General features: G+C 59.5%; 9 protein-coding genes, 1 tRNA gene and 1 pseudogene. 5 read left to right on the forward strand and 6 right to left on the reverse strand.

All coding sequences use genetic code 11. The annotated features are described in order from the left end of the window. Nucleotides 1–208 precede the first annotated feature (208 nt). The 4 genes from TK42_RS24160 to TK42_RS24175 all read left to right on the forward strand — a co-directional run bounded on the left by TK42_RS24160 (nucleotide 209) and on the right by TK42_RS24175 (nucleotide 7,195). Nucleotides 209–1,426, forward strand: a complete 1,218-nt coding sequence (locus TK42_RS24160; protein ID WP_032876642.1) for an MFS transporter — start codon at nucleotides 209–211, stop codon at nucleotides 1,424–1,426. Between the two features lie 62 nt (nucleotides 1,427–1,488). Then, nucleotides 1,489–2,604 (forward strand): efflux RND transporter periplasmic adaptor subunit, encoded by a 1,116-nt coding sequence (locus tag TK42_RS24165; protein ID WP_103735330.1) that lies wholly within the window; start codon nucleotides 1,489–1,491, stop codon nucleotides 2,602–2,604. 18 nt (nucleotides 2,605–2,622) lie between these two features. Continuing rightward, nucleotides 2,623–5,724, forward strand: a complete 3,102-nt coding sequence (locus TK42_RS24170) for a MexW/MexI family multidrug efflux RND transporter permease subunit (RefSeq protein ID WP_103735331.1) — start codon at nucleotides 2,623–2,625, stop codon at nucleotides 5,722–5,724. 10 nt (nucleotides 5,725–5,734) lie between these two features. Then, entirely contained in the window at nucleotides 5,735–7,195 is a 1,461-nt protein-coding gene (locus tag TK42_RS24175) for an efflux transporter outer membrane subunit (protein WP_103735332.1), read from the forward strand. Nucleotides 7,196–7,451: 256 nt separating this feature from the next. On the opposite strand, the gene TK42_RS24180 is transcribed toward TK42_RS24175, so the two are convergent. Next, nucleotides 7,452–8,927 (reverse strand): aldehyde dehydrogenase, encoded by a 1,476-nt coding sequence (locus TK42_RS24180; RefSeq protein WP_103735333.1) that lies wholly within the window; start codon nucleotides 8,925–8,927, stop codon nucleotides 7,452–7,454. A gap of 86 nt (nucleotides 8,928–9,013) precedes the next feature. On the opposite strand from TK42_RS24180, the gene TK42_RS24185 reads away from it, so the two are divergent. Continuing rightward, the gene (locus TK42_RS24185) at nucleotides 9,014–9,934 is read left to right on the forward strand and encodes an AraC family transcriptional regulator (RefSeq protein WP_103735334.1); all 921 of its coding nucleotides are present in this window, start codon (nucleotides 9,014–9,016) and stop codon (nucleotides 9,932–9,934) included. Here TK42_RS24185 and TK42_RS24190 read toward each other — a convergent pair. The 5 genes and pseudogenes from TK42_RS24190 to uvrC form a co-directional block, all read right to left on the reverse strand. Beyond that, on the reverse strand, nucleotides 9,931–10,680 hold the full coding sequence (locus TK42_RS24190) for an SDR family NAD(P)-dependent oxidoreductase (protein WP_103735335.1): 750 nt from the start codon (nucleotides 10,678–10,680) through the stop codon (nucleotides 9,931–9,933). The genes TK42_RS24185 and TK42_RS24190 overlap by 4 nt on opposite strands. A gap of 130 nt (nucleotides 10,681–10,810) precedes the next feature. After that, a pseudogene (locus tag TK42_RS27450) lies at nucleotides 10,811–11,197 on the reverse strand (Hpt domain-containing protein); the annotation flags it as partial. Nucleotides 11,198–11,693: 496 nt separating this feature from the next. Beyond that, nucleotides 11,694–11,769 (reverse strand) — tRNA-Gly (locus tag TK42_RS24200). A 60-nt stretch (nucleotides 11,770–11,829) separates the two neighbouring features. Continuing rightward, nucleotides 11,830–12,390 carry a CDP-diacylglycerol--glycerol-3-phosphate 3-phosphatidyltransferase gene (gene pgsA, locus TK42_RS24205; RefSeq protein ID WP_034135291.1) on the reverse strand — a complete coding sequence of 187 codons (561 nt, stop codon included), beginning with the start codon at nucleotides 12,388–12,390 and terminating at the stop codon, nucleotides 11,830–11,832. 32 nt (nucleotides 12,391–12,422) lie between these two features. Continuing rightward, nucleotides 12,423–14,246 (reverse strand): excinuclease ABC subunit UvrC, encoded by a 1,824-nt coding sequence (gene uvrC, locus TK42_RS24210; protein ID WP_103735337.1) that lies wholly within the window; start codon nucleotides 14,244–14,246, stop codon nucleotides 12,423–12,425. Between the last annotated feature and the right edge of the window lies 1 nt (nucleotide 14,247).

Here is a 14,247-nt window from a genome sequence, read left to right on the forward strand (position 1 = left end):
CCGTTGACGATAACCCACGGTTGTTACCCCCGATGAGTTAGGTCGGCCCCGCTTTGGACGATGGCAAATGAAGCCTGGGGTTTCGGGCATGGTGCCAATCGCACCGGTACGTATCATTTGCCAATGGGCAAAGCCCTCTAAACCGCATTCACATCCCGCTTGCAAACATTCACTCGGCAAAAGCCCTGAGCGCTGGGCTGGGAGACTCATGTCCGTCGATATCACTAAACACGGCTCAAAAGGCTTGATGTTTTTTCTCGCGCTGTCACTGACCGCAGCGCTCATGAACAGCAGCGCACCCACGCCGCTGTACCCTTTTTACCAAGAACACCTGCAGATCAACGCTGTGGACCTGACGTTTATATTCGGCGCCTACGGTGCCGGTGTTTTGCTGGCTTTGATGACCCTGGCGCGCATCGCCGGCCATGTCAAAGACCAGCGTTTTTTGCTGCTCCCAGCCATTGCACTGGTGCTGATCGGCGCCTGGTTGTGCGCCGAATGCGATTCGTTGTGGGCCCTATGTGCGGCCCGCGCCATCTCGGGGCTTGGCGCAGGGATCATGACCACCGCGGTGAACGTGACGCTGGTGCGGTTCGGTCCGCTCGACAACGGCAAGTTGGCGGCGACGCTGGCCACCTTGGCAATGATCCTGGGGTTGGCTTTCGGCCCAGTGCTCAGCGGCGTGGCACTGCAACTGAACCTGTACCCGGCCAGCCTGCCCTTCTGGTCGATCATGGCCCTGGTCGCTGTCGCCGCCCTCGGCGTACTGGCGCTCTGGCCCCGCCACGCCCTCCAGGCCCACACCGCCGCTCACACTGCACAAGCGTCGTTACGTGAAGGCCTGCGGGGTATTGGTCGGCCCTTCCACTTGTGCGCGTGGTCGGTGTTTTTCAGCTGGTCGTTCACGGCCTGCGTCTTCGTGATTGGCCCCGGCGCTGCCGAACAGCAACTGGGCTTGAGTGACCGTGGGATGTTTGGCTACAGCATGGCGGTGTACCTGTTGATCGCCGGGGCCAGCCAGCTGTATTGCAAACGCCTGGATGCAGCGCGTGCATTGCGTTCTGGATTGCTCGCCCAGTGTGCCGCCTTCCTGCTCCTGCTGACGGCCTTCTCGGTCCATTCGCTGACGCTCGCGGCGCTGGCCCTGGTAATCGGCGGCTACGCTTATGGCGCCATTTTTGTCGGCAGTGCGCGGCTGATCAATCAGCTGGCTCCCGCCAACTGCCACGCCAAGTTGGTGGCGTATTTCTATATGACCATCTACCTGTTCAACGCTGTGCCCATTCCACTTGGGCTGCTGGTGGACGCGATGGGGCTTGCCCCCAGCGTGCTCGCCGCCTTGGTCTTTTTTCTGGGGCTCGGTGCCGTGCTGGCGATTCTCGCTGCACGGGTCCGACTCCCTCATGCGCATCAACAGTCCAGTTGAGCGCTCGTCACCGTTGAGCCATCAGGGCTCTTAATTTTTTGCCTTACGTCAGTACCGGAATCATGCATAAAAAACTTAAAGTGTGCGTCACGATTGCTGCGGTGCTCGCCATTGGCGGCGCCGTCGGCTTGTACCGGCAGTCCACCTCTGCGCAACCTACCCAAACGACGGCCGGAACGGCTGCGCCGGCCATCCAGGTAGCCGTCGCCACCGCCACGCAAGCCGATATGCCTAACACGTTGGCGGGTATCGGTGAACTGGAAGCCACCCACCAAGTCATGGTCACCGCCGAAAGCGGTGGCCTGGTACGTGCCATTGCATTCCAACCCGGCGAGCGGGTGAAAGCCGGGCAAACTCTGGTGCGACTCAACGATGCGCCGGAGCAAGGCGAACTGGCCAGGCTTCAGGCCCAGGCCGCCAACGCCAAGGCCAAGTTGCAACGAACCCAACGCTTGCTGCCCCAACAGGCGGCGACGCAAGAGGAACTGGATCAGGTGCAGTCCGCCTACTCCCAGGCGCTGGCCGATATCGTGCGGATCAAGGCGCTGATCGATCAGAAACGCATCAAGGCCCCTTTCACCGGCGTGCTGGGTGTACGCAAGGTCAACCTGGGCCAGTTCGTGCAGGCCGGAGATGCCATGGTGTCGCTGACCGACGCACAGACGCTGTACGCCAACATCACCCTGCCCGAACGTGCCCTGGCACAGCTCAAAACGGGCCAGGAGATGAGCGTCAGCGTAGACGCGTACCCCCAGCGCTTGTTCAAGGGCCACGTCAGTACCCTCGAACCACGTATCGACCCCGGCACCCGCACGGTGCTGGTCCAGGCCACGGTTCCGAATCCGGACAACCTGCTGTCACCCGGCATGTACGCCAATGGCGAAGTCCATCTGCCAGCCAAAAAAGACGTGATCAGCGTGCCTGAAACAGCCGTGAGCTACAGCGCCTACGGTGACTTTGTCTACGTCGTCGAGGGCGCTGATACCCAACTGACCAACACGGTACGCCAAGTCTACGTGAAGACCGGCGAACGCTCGGATGGCCGGGTCGTGCTGCTTGACGGCGTAAAGGCCGGTGATCGCGTGGTCACCTCCGGTCAGTTGCGCTTGAGCAGCGGCGCCCTGGTACGCATTGCGCTCAAGGACACCGTAGGGCTCGACCAAGCCGCAAGCCGCTGATACACCAAGGATCTGAAAATGAAATTCACCGACTTGTTCGTGCGGCGCCCGGTGTTGGCGCTGGTGGTCAGCACCCTGATTTTATTGATGGGGCTGCTGGCCATAAATAACCTGCCGATTCGTCAGTACCCCCTGACGGAAAGCTCCACGCTGACGATCACCACCCAGTACCCCGGTGCTTCACCGCAATTGATGCAGGGTTTCGTCACCCAGGCCATCGCGCAATCGGTCGCCACCGTGGAAGACGTCGACTACATGAGCTCGACGTCGACCCAGGGCAAAAGCGTGATCACCGTGCGCATGAAGCTCAACGCCGACTCCAACAAGGCCATGACCCAGGTGATGGCCAAGGTCAACGAGGTCAAATACCGCTTGCCGGAGCAGGCTTACGATCCGGTGATTGTGAAGTCCTCCGGTGAGGCCACAGCCGTGGCCTATGTGGGTTTTTCCAGCCCGACCCTGTCCACCGCCGCACTCTCGGACTACTTGCAGCGCGTGGTGCAACCGCAACTGTCTTCCATCGAAGGGGTCGGCAGCATCAACCTCAGCGGCGGGCAGACAATGGCCATGCGTATCTGGCTGGATGCCAATCGCATGGCCGCCCATGGCATTTCCGGCAGCGATGTGGCCCAGGCCCTGTTGAATAACAACGTGCAGGCTGCGCCCGGCCAGGCCAAGGGTTTGTATGTGGTGTCGGATATCCAGATCAACACCGACCTGGTCGATGTCGCCGAGTTTCGACAGTTGGTGGTCAAGTCCAGCGCTGCCGGTGTGGTGCACCTGAATGATATCGCTACCGTGGAACTGGGCGCCGCGTCCACCGACACCAGCGCCACCATGGACGGAGTTCAAGCAGTGTTTTTCGGCCTGAATGCCGCGCCCAATGCCAACCCGCTGGTGATCGTCAAGAAGGTAAATGAATTGCTGCCGGGGATCCGCGCCAACCTGCCGCCGGACGTGAAAGTCGCTGTGCCGTTTGAGCTGGCACGTTTTATCAGCGCATCGATTGATGAAGTACTCGGTACGCTGGGCGAAGCCATTGCCATCGTGGTACTGGTGATTTTCTTGAGCCTGGGTTCGGCGCGGGCAGTGATCATTCCGGTGGTCACCATTCCCTTGTCGATGTTGGGTGCGGCCGCGTTCATGTCGATGTTCGGGTTCAGCATTAACTTGCTGACCTTGCTGGCGATGGTATTGGCTATCGGCCTGGTGGTGGATGACGCGATCATTGTGGTGGAGAACGTTCACCGTCATATCGAAGAAGGCAAGTCTCCCACATATGCAGCCCTGCTGGGCGCACGTGAGGTGGCAGCGCCGGTGATTGCGATGACCCTGACGCTGGCGGCCGTGTATGCGCCCATAGGCCTCATGGGCGGGCTGACCGGCTCGCTGTTCAAGGAGTTCGCCTTCACCTTGGCCGGCTCTGTGGTGGTCTCCGGCATCATCGCGCTTACGCTGTCGCCGGTCATGAGCTCACTGCTGCTCAACAGCCAGATGAACGAAGGCTGGATGGCCCGCAAGGCCGAGAGATTCTTTCACCGTCTCGGCAGCGCGTATGGCCGGGTGCTGGATCTGTCGCTGCACCACCGTTGGGTCACGTTTACGATTGCGGTCATCGTGCTGATCAGCGTGCCCTGGCTATACAGCCGTGCCCAGACCGAACTGGCGCCCACCGAGGACCAGTCCACGGTGTTAACTGCCATCAAGTCTCCACAAAACGCCAACATCGACTACGTCGAGAAGTTCGGCAAACAGTGGAACGAAGCCATGGGGACATTGCCGGAGCAGAGCAACCTGTGGCTGGTCAACGGCAGCAACGGCGTATCCAACAGCATCGGCGGGGTCAACTTCGTCGATTGGGAAAAACGCGAGCGCAACGCTGACCAGATTCAGGGCGATATGCAGAACCGCGCCAACACCATCGAGGGCAGCAACGTCTTTGCCTTCCAGTTGCCTTCACTGCCAGGCTCGACCGGTGGCCTGCCGGTACAGATGGTGATCAAGAGCGCCGGTGACTACAGCGTGGTCTATGAGGCGATGGAAGCACTCAAGCACGCTGCACGTGAAAGCGGCTTGTTCATGGTGGTCGACAGCGACCTGGACTACAACAACTCGGTGATCAAGATCAAAGTCGACCGCACCAAGGCCAACAGCCTGGGCGTGACCATGAAGGATCTGGGTGACACCCTGGCGGTGCTGGTGGGCGAAAACTACGTCAACCGCTTCGCCATGGACGGTCGCTCCTATGATGTGATCCCGCAGAGCCTGCGTGGTGAACGGCTGACGCCCGAAGCACTGTCGCGCTTTTATGTGACCAGCGCCAGCGGTGGGCAAGTGCCGCTGTCTAATCTGGTCAGCGTCTCGACCGGGGTCGAGCCCAATCAATTGACCCAGTTCGACCAGCTCAATTCGGCGATCTTCCAGGCGATCCCCAACCCAGGCGTGGCCATGGGCGATGCAGTGAAGTTCCTCGAGGCGCGAGCCAAACTGCTGCCGCCGGGTTTCACCTACGACTGGCTTTCGGATGCACGCCAATATCATCAGGAAAGCGGCGCGCTGGTCATGGCGTTCCTGTTCGCAATCATCGTGATCTACCTGGTACTCGCTGCGCAGTATGAAAGCCTGCGTGACCCGTTGATCATTCTGATCAGCGTGCCGATGTCGATATGCGGTGCATTGATTCCACTGGCCTTGGGCATGGCGACCATCAATATCTACACACAGATCGGCCTGGTGACCCTGATCGGCCTGATCAGCAAACACGGCATCCTGATGGTGGAGTTCGCCAATGAGATGCAGGTCAAGCAGGGCCTGGATCGTCGTGAGGCGATTCTGCACTCGGCGAAGATGCGCCTGCGGCCGATCCTGATGACCACGGCGGCGATGGTGGCGGGCTTGATTCCCCTGCTGTTCGCCTCCGGTGCCGGTGCCCATAGCCGTTATGACCTTGGCCTGGTGATCGTGGTGGGCATGTTGGTGGGTACGCTGTTCACTTTGCTGGTTTTGCCGACCATGTATTCGTTCATTGCCGTCGACCATCGTATCGCGGCCACCACACCCCGCGCCCGTGCGCTGGCCGCTGCCGATGCAGCCGACGCCGCCACGACCCAGACGGTGTAAGGAGACATATATGCACCCCTTTAATACCTTCGTGATTCGCCCGCTCGCGCTGCTGGTCTGCTCGGCCTGGATGACGGGCTGTACCGTCGGCCCGGACTACCGGGCCAGTAACGAGCCCGCAGTAGAGCTGACTCAAAGCCCCGATACCGCGCTGTATAGCAGCACCCGCGTGCAACAGGATTGGTGGCGACAATTCCAGGACCCACAACTGGATGCGCTGATCGATCAAGCGCTGGCGCGTAACCATGACCTGCGCATCGCCCAGGCCCGGTTGCTGGAGGCACGTGCGGTGCTGGATCAGCGTCAGTTGGACCAGCTGCCAACGGTGACCGCCAGCGGGGCTTATTCCCGTAGCCTGTCCCAGGCCAACCCCGGCCCAAGCGGTGAACGCAACCTGGCCAAGACCTATCAGGCTGGCCTGGATGCGCAGTGGGAGCTGGACCTGTTCGGCAGGCTGCAGCGCCTGTCGCAGGCGTCTTCGGCACGCGCCGAGGCCGTCGCGGCGGACCTGGCGCAAACCCGTATCGTAGTGACCGCCGACGTGGCGCGTCACTACTTTGAACTGCGCGGCGCGCAACGGCAGTTAGCGGTGGCCCAGGCCAACCTGAGTAATCAGGAAAAAACCGTGGCGCTGGTCCAGGGCCGCGTGGATGCCGGGCGCGGCACCGCCGACGAACTGGCCAGCGCCCTGGCCGAGCGCGCACGGGTGCAAGCCACACTGCCGAGTTTGGAAACCCGTCAAGCGCTCAGCCGTTATCGGCTCGCCGTACTCACGGGCTCGCGGCCCAATGAGCTGCAAGCGCTGACCGACCTGAAAGCGCTTCCGGCATTGGTCACGCGCTTGCCGATTGGCCAGGTCAGCGATTTGCTGCGCCAGCGTCCCGATGTCGCCAGCGCCGAACGCGCTTTGGCGGCCTCGAATGCGGACATTGGTGCCGTGACAGCCGAGCTTTACCCAAGGATTGACCTGGGCGGCTTCCTCGGCTTCGTGGCCTTGCGCGGTGGGGATTTGGGCGACAGCGGCAGCCGCGCGTTCAGCGTGATGCCCTCGGTCAGTTGGCCGGCGCTGCACCTGGCCAGTGTTAAGGCCCGGCAGCGGGAGGCTCAGGCGCGTGAGGTGGGCACCCGAGCGCGTTACGAGCAAGTGGTGCTGAATGCGATTGAGGAAACCGAGAGCGCGCTGACGACCTATAGCTTGTCGCAGCAACGGGTACGTAGCCTGGCTGAAGCAGCAGCGCAAAGTGAGCGTGCGGCTCGACTGGCACATGCGCGTTATGAAGCAGGTAGTGCGGCGTATCTGGTAGAGCTGGACGCGCAGCGTACGCAACTGAATGCTCAGGACGCGCTGACGCAGGCAGAGACCGCGTCGTATCTCAATGTGGTGCAACTCTATAAAGCGTTGGGTGGTGGCTGGCGTGCGCCGGAGCCGCTCAGTTCGTATGCGGTTACCGGACAAGGCCCTCGCGGGTAAGCCTAACTCCCAAGGTAATCGGCCACGGCCGTGGCCGATCCTGAGCCGGCCAGCACGGCATTGATGCGCAATGAATAGGTGCCTGGACGCAGCAAGGAACTGGAACATGGCTGCCGAGGCGGCGCCGAGTACATGCCAGTGCAGGTCGGACAAGTGAAGGGGTAGTTTGCGGCGAATTTAACCACGTACAATCGTTGAAATCATGAAGGGGCAAGTCATGCGCGCACCCTACGGCTGCGCGCAGATCCCCGTTGAATTACACGCCTGCAAACCAGGGCAGTGGCGCACGCGCCTGCATTGTGATCGTCTTTATCTGTGTATAAGCATTGAGCGTCTCCCGACAAAACTCACGCCCAATCCCACTGTTCTTATACCCTCCAAACGCAGTGCCATCGGTAATGTTCGAGTAACGATTGATCCACACCGAACCTGCCTCCAGCCGTGCTGCAGTCTCCATAGCGTGCTGCAAATTGCTGGTGTAGATCCCGGAGGCCAACCCATATTCAGTGTCATTGGCTTGGGCGATCATCGTTTCATAGTCGTCCCACACGATCAGCGATAGCACCGGGCCAAAAATCTCTTCCTGGCAGATGCTCATGTCGTTACGTGCAAGTAACAACGTTGGCTGAATGAAGTAGCCATTTTCACAACCTGGGACTGCAGCCCGGCCGCCACCTGCGAGCAACTCGGCGCCCTCTTCCAGGCCCATGGTGATGTAACTCAACACGCGCTCACCTTGTTGGGCGTTGACCACACAACTGACCCGTGAATCCTCTGCCAAGGGTGCTCCTACTCTCACACGCTTGAACGCGGCTATCAGCTTTTCCTGAAACGCCTCTGCGATCGAGGCATGCACAAACAAACGAGTGCCAGCCAGGCACGACTGCCCATTGTTATGAATGGCCGCGAAAGTGGCGTTGTCGACCACCGCATCGATGTCGTCGATGTCAGGGAATACGATATTGGCACTCTTGCCGCCCAGCTCCAGTGTTGAAGGCACGAGGCGCCGGGCTGCAACACCGGCTACTGTGCGGCCGACTTCGGTACTGCCGGTAAATGACAGTTTCCTGACCAGAGGATGCTCGCTCAATGCTGCACCGACTATCTCTCCCAACCCAGTGACCATGTTCACCACCCCGGCGGGAAAGATCTTGTTGATCAACTTGCCCAGTTCCAGCGTCGACACCGAAGCATTTTCATCAGGTTTGAGCACGACGGTATTGCCGGCTACCAGCGCGGGGGCGAGCTTGAACGCGGCCATGATCGCCGGCGCGTTCCAGGGAATGATCTGCCCGCAAACGCCAAGTGGTTCACGCTTGGCAATGGCATAACCGCCTTCAATTTCACGGCCGGTGTCTTCATGGGCCATGATCACCGAGGCGAAATAGCGGTAGTGCCGGACAGCAGTCAGGTAGTCCTTGCGTACTTCGCTGATGCAGCGCCCCACGTCATGGGCATCGATCATGGCCAGACGTTCGCTGTGCTCTTCGATCTCGTCCGCCAAGAGGTTCACCAGGCGTGCGCGCATCTGCTGACCCAGGGTACGCCAGGCTGGAAACGCTGCATGCGCGGCCTTCACAGCGCGATCAACATCTTTGGCGTCACAATAATGAATGTAAGCTAGGTGTCTGCCCGTGGCAGGGTCGACCGCAGCAAACGAGCGCGACTTATCCTCAGTTTCAAACACGCCATCGATCAGCGGGCCATAAGACTTATCGAAATTGATTTGCATGGAGAACCTCACATTTAAAGATGAAATCTGGATTAGCTCTGATATAAAATCGCGATTACTTTATTATTCGTCCAACCAGGTGATGCATGGATCCTCTGTCCGACGTTCTTTCACTGTTGAGAATCCGTAATTACCACTCCGCCACGCTTTCCCTGGGCGGTGATTGGGCTTTCACCTTTCCCGAGCGCGAAGGCATCAAGTTCACGGCGGTGATCAAGGGCAGTTGCTGGCTGCACGTAGAGGGCGAACAGCAGCCGCAGCGCCTGCACCAAGGCGATTGCTTTCTGATGACTCGGGGCATGCCTTTTTCGCTCTACAGCGATATGTCCCAGCCGCTGATGAATTCCGATGGTCACTTTCAAACCCTCGCAACGGACGAACTGGCCCTGCATTACGGCGGCAACGACACGCAATTGGTCGGTGGCCGGTTTGACTTCAGCGGTGTTCCTACCCAGTTATTACTCAGCAGCCTGCCCTCAATGGTTCACGTGCAGGCCAATGAACCGCAGGCATCGCTCCTGCGCTGGGCGCTGGAACGGTTCACGTCGGAGCTACAGCAGAAGCGCCCCGGCCGCTCGCTGATGAATGAGCACTTGGCGCACCTGATGCTGGTCGAAGTACTACGCACCCACCTGGCAACGCTGGAGAACAACGGCACTGGTTGGTTTTACGGCTTGGCTGACCGTCACCTCAGTGTCGCTCTGAGTGCCATGCACGCTGACCCTTCCCATCGCTGGAGCGTCCAGGAGTTGGCGCAACGGGCTACCATGTCGCGCTCGGCGTTCGCGTTGCGCTTCAAGCAAGTGGTGGGCGCAGCACCGATGGAATACCTGACGTACTGGCGGATGTTGCTGGCAAGCGACCGACTGAAAAACTCCGATGACTCGGTCTCCACCATCGCGTTCTCATTGGGTTATGAGTCCGAAAGCGCATTCAGTACCGCATTCAAGCGCGTGATGTCACAGTCGCCCCGCCACTATGTGCGCGAGCACGCCACCCAGGCTTAGTGCAGGCCACCGCCGATTATCAGGGTTTCACCGGTGATCCAGCTTGCATCGGACGACGCCAGGAAGGCGACGGCGGGTGCGATGTCTTCGGGCTGACCGATGCGGCCCAGCGGCGTGATCGCTTCGATTTTCTGACGGAACGCATCTTCGAAGAAGCCACTGGCGTGCACGCCCTCGGTGACGACCAACCCTGGGTTGACCGAGTTGACCCGGATATTTCTCGGCCCCAGTTCATTGGCCAGCGTGCGGGTGATCGCGTCAACCGCAGCCTTGGACGCGGTGTACACCGTTGAGTTGGCCGGCGTGAACGAAGTCACGCTTGAGCTGACATTGACGATGCTGCCCCCCAGCACGTTGAACACTTCAACGGCAGCTTGTGTGCATTGGATCAGCCCTAGAACGTTGAGGTTGAATTGACGGTGAAACTCCTGTTCGGTGATATCGGCCAGGGGACTGGTCGAATAGACACCGGCATTGTTGACCAGAATGTCGAGATGGCCATGCTCATGCACGATGGTCTTGAACAACGCCTTGAGGTCAGTGCTGTTGGACACGTCCGCCTGCACCGCGTAGGCCCTGGCGCCGGTTTGCAAAATCTGCTCAACCACTCGCTCGGCGTCTAAGCGACTGCTGGCATAGTTGACGATCACAGTGGCGCCATCCTGGGCCAATTGCTTGGCAATCGCTGCGCCGATGCCCTTGGAGGCACCAGTCACCAGCGCGACTTTCTTATGCAACCTTTTCATGTTCACTTCCTACTTGTTGCTGGCTGAAAATCAGTCAAGCCAGCTTAAGAGGATGGCGGGAACCGGTTAATAGCCAGTGCTCCAGAAAAGCTTTGTGATCGTCCAGATGGCAGACGGTCATAGTGATCAGTCAAGGAGAAGTTGAAACTGACCATGAGGAGGCAGACGTATCGCCGACGTTATAGCTATCTGCAGCATCGTTCTCCAAGAAACGACTCGGGGTCGGCTTTGTAGCCTTATGCGGTGGGGATCTGCCTGAACGGGGCGGCATTCCAAGCTTATAAATCTCAATAGCGCATTCGACGCGCTGGATAAACGCTGCAACATCTGCATGGGTGTGGGCCAGCCCATCCCGTGCGACAGCGATCTCCAGCTCGCGACACAACTGGATCAGGCTCTTGGCTTTGCCGACCGCCAGCGCGCCCCGAATCCGATGCAGTAAACGGACCACCTCATCACTGCTCTGCCCCACGCTCAGCGCTTTAAGCTCACCCAAATCCTGGGCGATGGTTCTGAAGAAGAGTTCAAGCTGCGCTCCGTTCGGCCCTGCCCTTCAAATAGAAATGGTACCTGTCCATAACCCTGACAACGAAGATTTCACAACGATTCAGGAGCACGCTCATAAAACAAATGATCACGACTTTACGGCTGTAGAAACATCATCTGACTACACAGAACTGGATCAACTATCGGGGTTGGCAGAGGGTTCAGAAAATTGAGTCACCGAATTTTACTCACCCCGGACACATCGAATTTTAATTGATTTCAGTGTCATTTAAGGCCAGACCGAACCAATGATGGGGTGAACAGCTCGTCTCACGACCTGAGAGTATCCAGCAACAATGCGGGTTCGAGCCTGGCCATGAGACAGCACCTGGAACGGTACCTAGATTTACCGATCACCCTGGATTTCAGTGGTTTTCTCAAGAAACGAAAAACGACGCCAAAGCGTCTATTCCACAAATCGCAGGCAAAAAAAAGCCACTCGTTAGAGTGGCTTTTTCATTAATGCTTGGAGCGGGAAACGAGACTCGAACTCGCGACCCCGACCTTGGCAAGGTCGTGCTCTACCAACTGAGCTATTCCCGCTTGGTGATGCGCATTCTATAGAATCCTCAGCACCCGTCAACCCCTTGATTCAAAAAAGTTTTATTTCTTTTCAACAGTGGTTCGCAGATGGGGCCAGGCCGCACGCAGATATTGCAGCATGGACCACAGCGTCAAGCCTGCGGCGACCAGCAGCAGGGCGTAGCCGGTGAGCACCCAGAATGTGAAGTCCGACGGGTTGGCCAGCAGGATGACCAGCGCGAGCATCTGCGCGGCAGTTTTCCATTTGCCCATGTTCGATACGGCGACGTGGGCGCGGGCGCCGATTTCGGCCATCCATTCGCGTAGGGCCGAGACGACGATCTCGCGGCCGATGATGACGGCGGCCGGCAGGGTCAGCCACAGGTTGCCGTGTTCCTGCACCAGCAGCACCAGGGCGACGGCCACCATGAGTTTGTCGGCCACGGGGTCGAGGAACGCGCCGAACGGCGTGCTCTGTTCCAGGCGGCGGGCCAGGTAGCCGTCGAGCCAGTCGGTGGCGGCTGCGAATGCAAATACCGAACTGGACGCGACGTAGCTCCATTCATACGGCAAATAGAACAACAAAATGAAAATCGGGATAAGCAGGACGCGTAGTACGGTGATCAGATTAGGGATATTCATCGGCACAACTGGCTACGAGGTGAGAAGGCATTCTATTCGCTGTGCAGATTGGCATAAATCAATTCAGCGAGCTTTTTACTGATACCGGGTGCTTTGGCTATTTCGTCAATGCTGGCACGGGAGAGCTCCTGCAAGCCACCAAAATGTTTAAGCAAGTCGCGACGCCGCGTCGGGCCAACCCCTGCCACCCCTTCCAGGGTTGAGGTTCGCCGGGTTTTGCCACGGCGCGCGCGGTGGCCGGTAATGGCGAAACGGTGGGCTTCGTCACGGATTTGTTGAATCAGGTGCAGCGCAGGCGAGTCGCCCTTCAACGTGAACTCATGGGCGGCATCATTCAAGTACAACGTCTCGAAACCGGCCTTGCGCGTGGTGCCCTTGGCGACGCCGAGCAGGATCAGGTCGGGCACCGCCAGTTCGTTGAGCACGTCTCGCGCCATGGACAACTGGCCCTTGCCGCCGTCTACCAGCAGGATATCGGGCAACTTGCCCTCCCCGTCCTTCAACTTGCTGAAACGCCGCGTGAGCGCCTGGTGCATCGCGGCGTAGTCATCGCCGGCGGTAACGCCTTCGATGTTGTAGCGCCGGTAGTCGGACTTGATCGGCCCTTCCGGCCCGAATACCACGCAGGAAGCAACCGTGGCCTCACCGCTGGAGTGGCTGATGTCGTAGCACTCCAGGCGCTGGGGCGGCTCGTCCAGGTTGAGGACCTCGGCCAGGGCGTCGAAGCGTGCGGCAACGTGCTGTCGATTGGCCAGGCGCGCGCCCAGGGCCTGTTCGGCGTTGGTCACGGCCAGTTGCTGCCAGCGGGCACGGGTGCCGCGTACGCGGTGGCTGATGTCCAACTCGCGACCGCGCAGCTCGTGGATCGCTTCGATCAAGGTGGGAAAGTCTTCATGCACCACGTTGACGATCAGCTCCGAGGGCAGGTCGCGCTCTGGGCTGCTCACGTAGTACTGACCAAGGAATGCGGCCATCACCTCGGCAACGTCTTCGTCGATACCGGTCTGCGGGAAGAAGTTCTTGCTGCCCAGCACTCGGCCAGCACGCACGCTGATCAGGTGCACACAGGCGCCGCCCGGGTTGACGAACGCGGCGATCACGTCGACGTCACCGGTGCCGCCTTCCATGCTTTGCTGGTCCTGGACGCGGCGCAGCAGGGAGATCTGGTCACGCAGTTCGGCAGCCTTTTCGAAATCCAGGGTGCTGGCCGCCTGCTCCATGGCCCCGGACAGCTCATCGGTGAGCGCATTGCTGCGCCCCTCGAGGAACATCACCGAGTGGCGCACATCCTCGGCGTACTCTGCCGGCTCAACCAGGCCCACACAGGGCGCCTTGCAGCGCTTGATCTGGTATTGCAGGCACGGCCGCGTGCGGTTCTTGTAGAAGCTGTCTTCGCACTGGCGTACAAAAAAGGTTTTTTGCAGCAGGCTCAGGCTTTCACGGATCGCACCTGCGCTGGGATAAGGCCCGAAGTACTTGCCCTTTTGTTTTTTAGCCCCGCGATGAATGCTCAGGCGCGGGAAGTTGCCATCCGATAAAAACACGTAAGGGTAGGATTTATCGTCACGCAGCAGGATGTTGTACGGCGGCCGCCATTCCTTGATCAGCGTCTGCTCAAGCAGCAGCGCCTCGGTTTCATTGGCGGTGATGGTGGTTTCGACCTGGGCGATACGTGCCACCAGGGCAGCGGTTTTCGGCGCAAGGCCGGACTTGCGAAAATAACTCGCCAGCCGGTTCTTGAGGTTCTTGGCTTTGCCCACATACAGCAGGCGTGCCTCGCTGTCGAACATGCGGTACACGCCGGGGCGGCCACTGCAGGTCGAGAGAAAGGCACTTGGATCAAACGGCGTAGTCATG

This window comes from Pseudomonas sp. GZJR-8, from assembly GCF_002916705.1.
Taxonomy (GTDB): Bacteria; Pseudomonadota; Gammaproteobacteria; order Pseudomonadales; family Pseudomonadaceae; genus Aquipseudomonas; species Aquipseudomonas synxantha_A.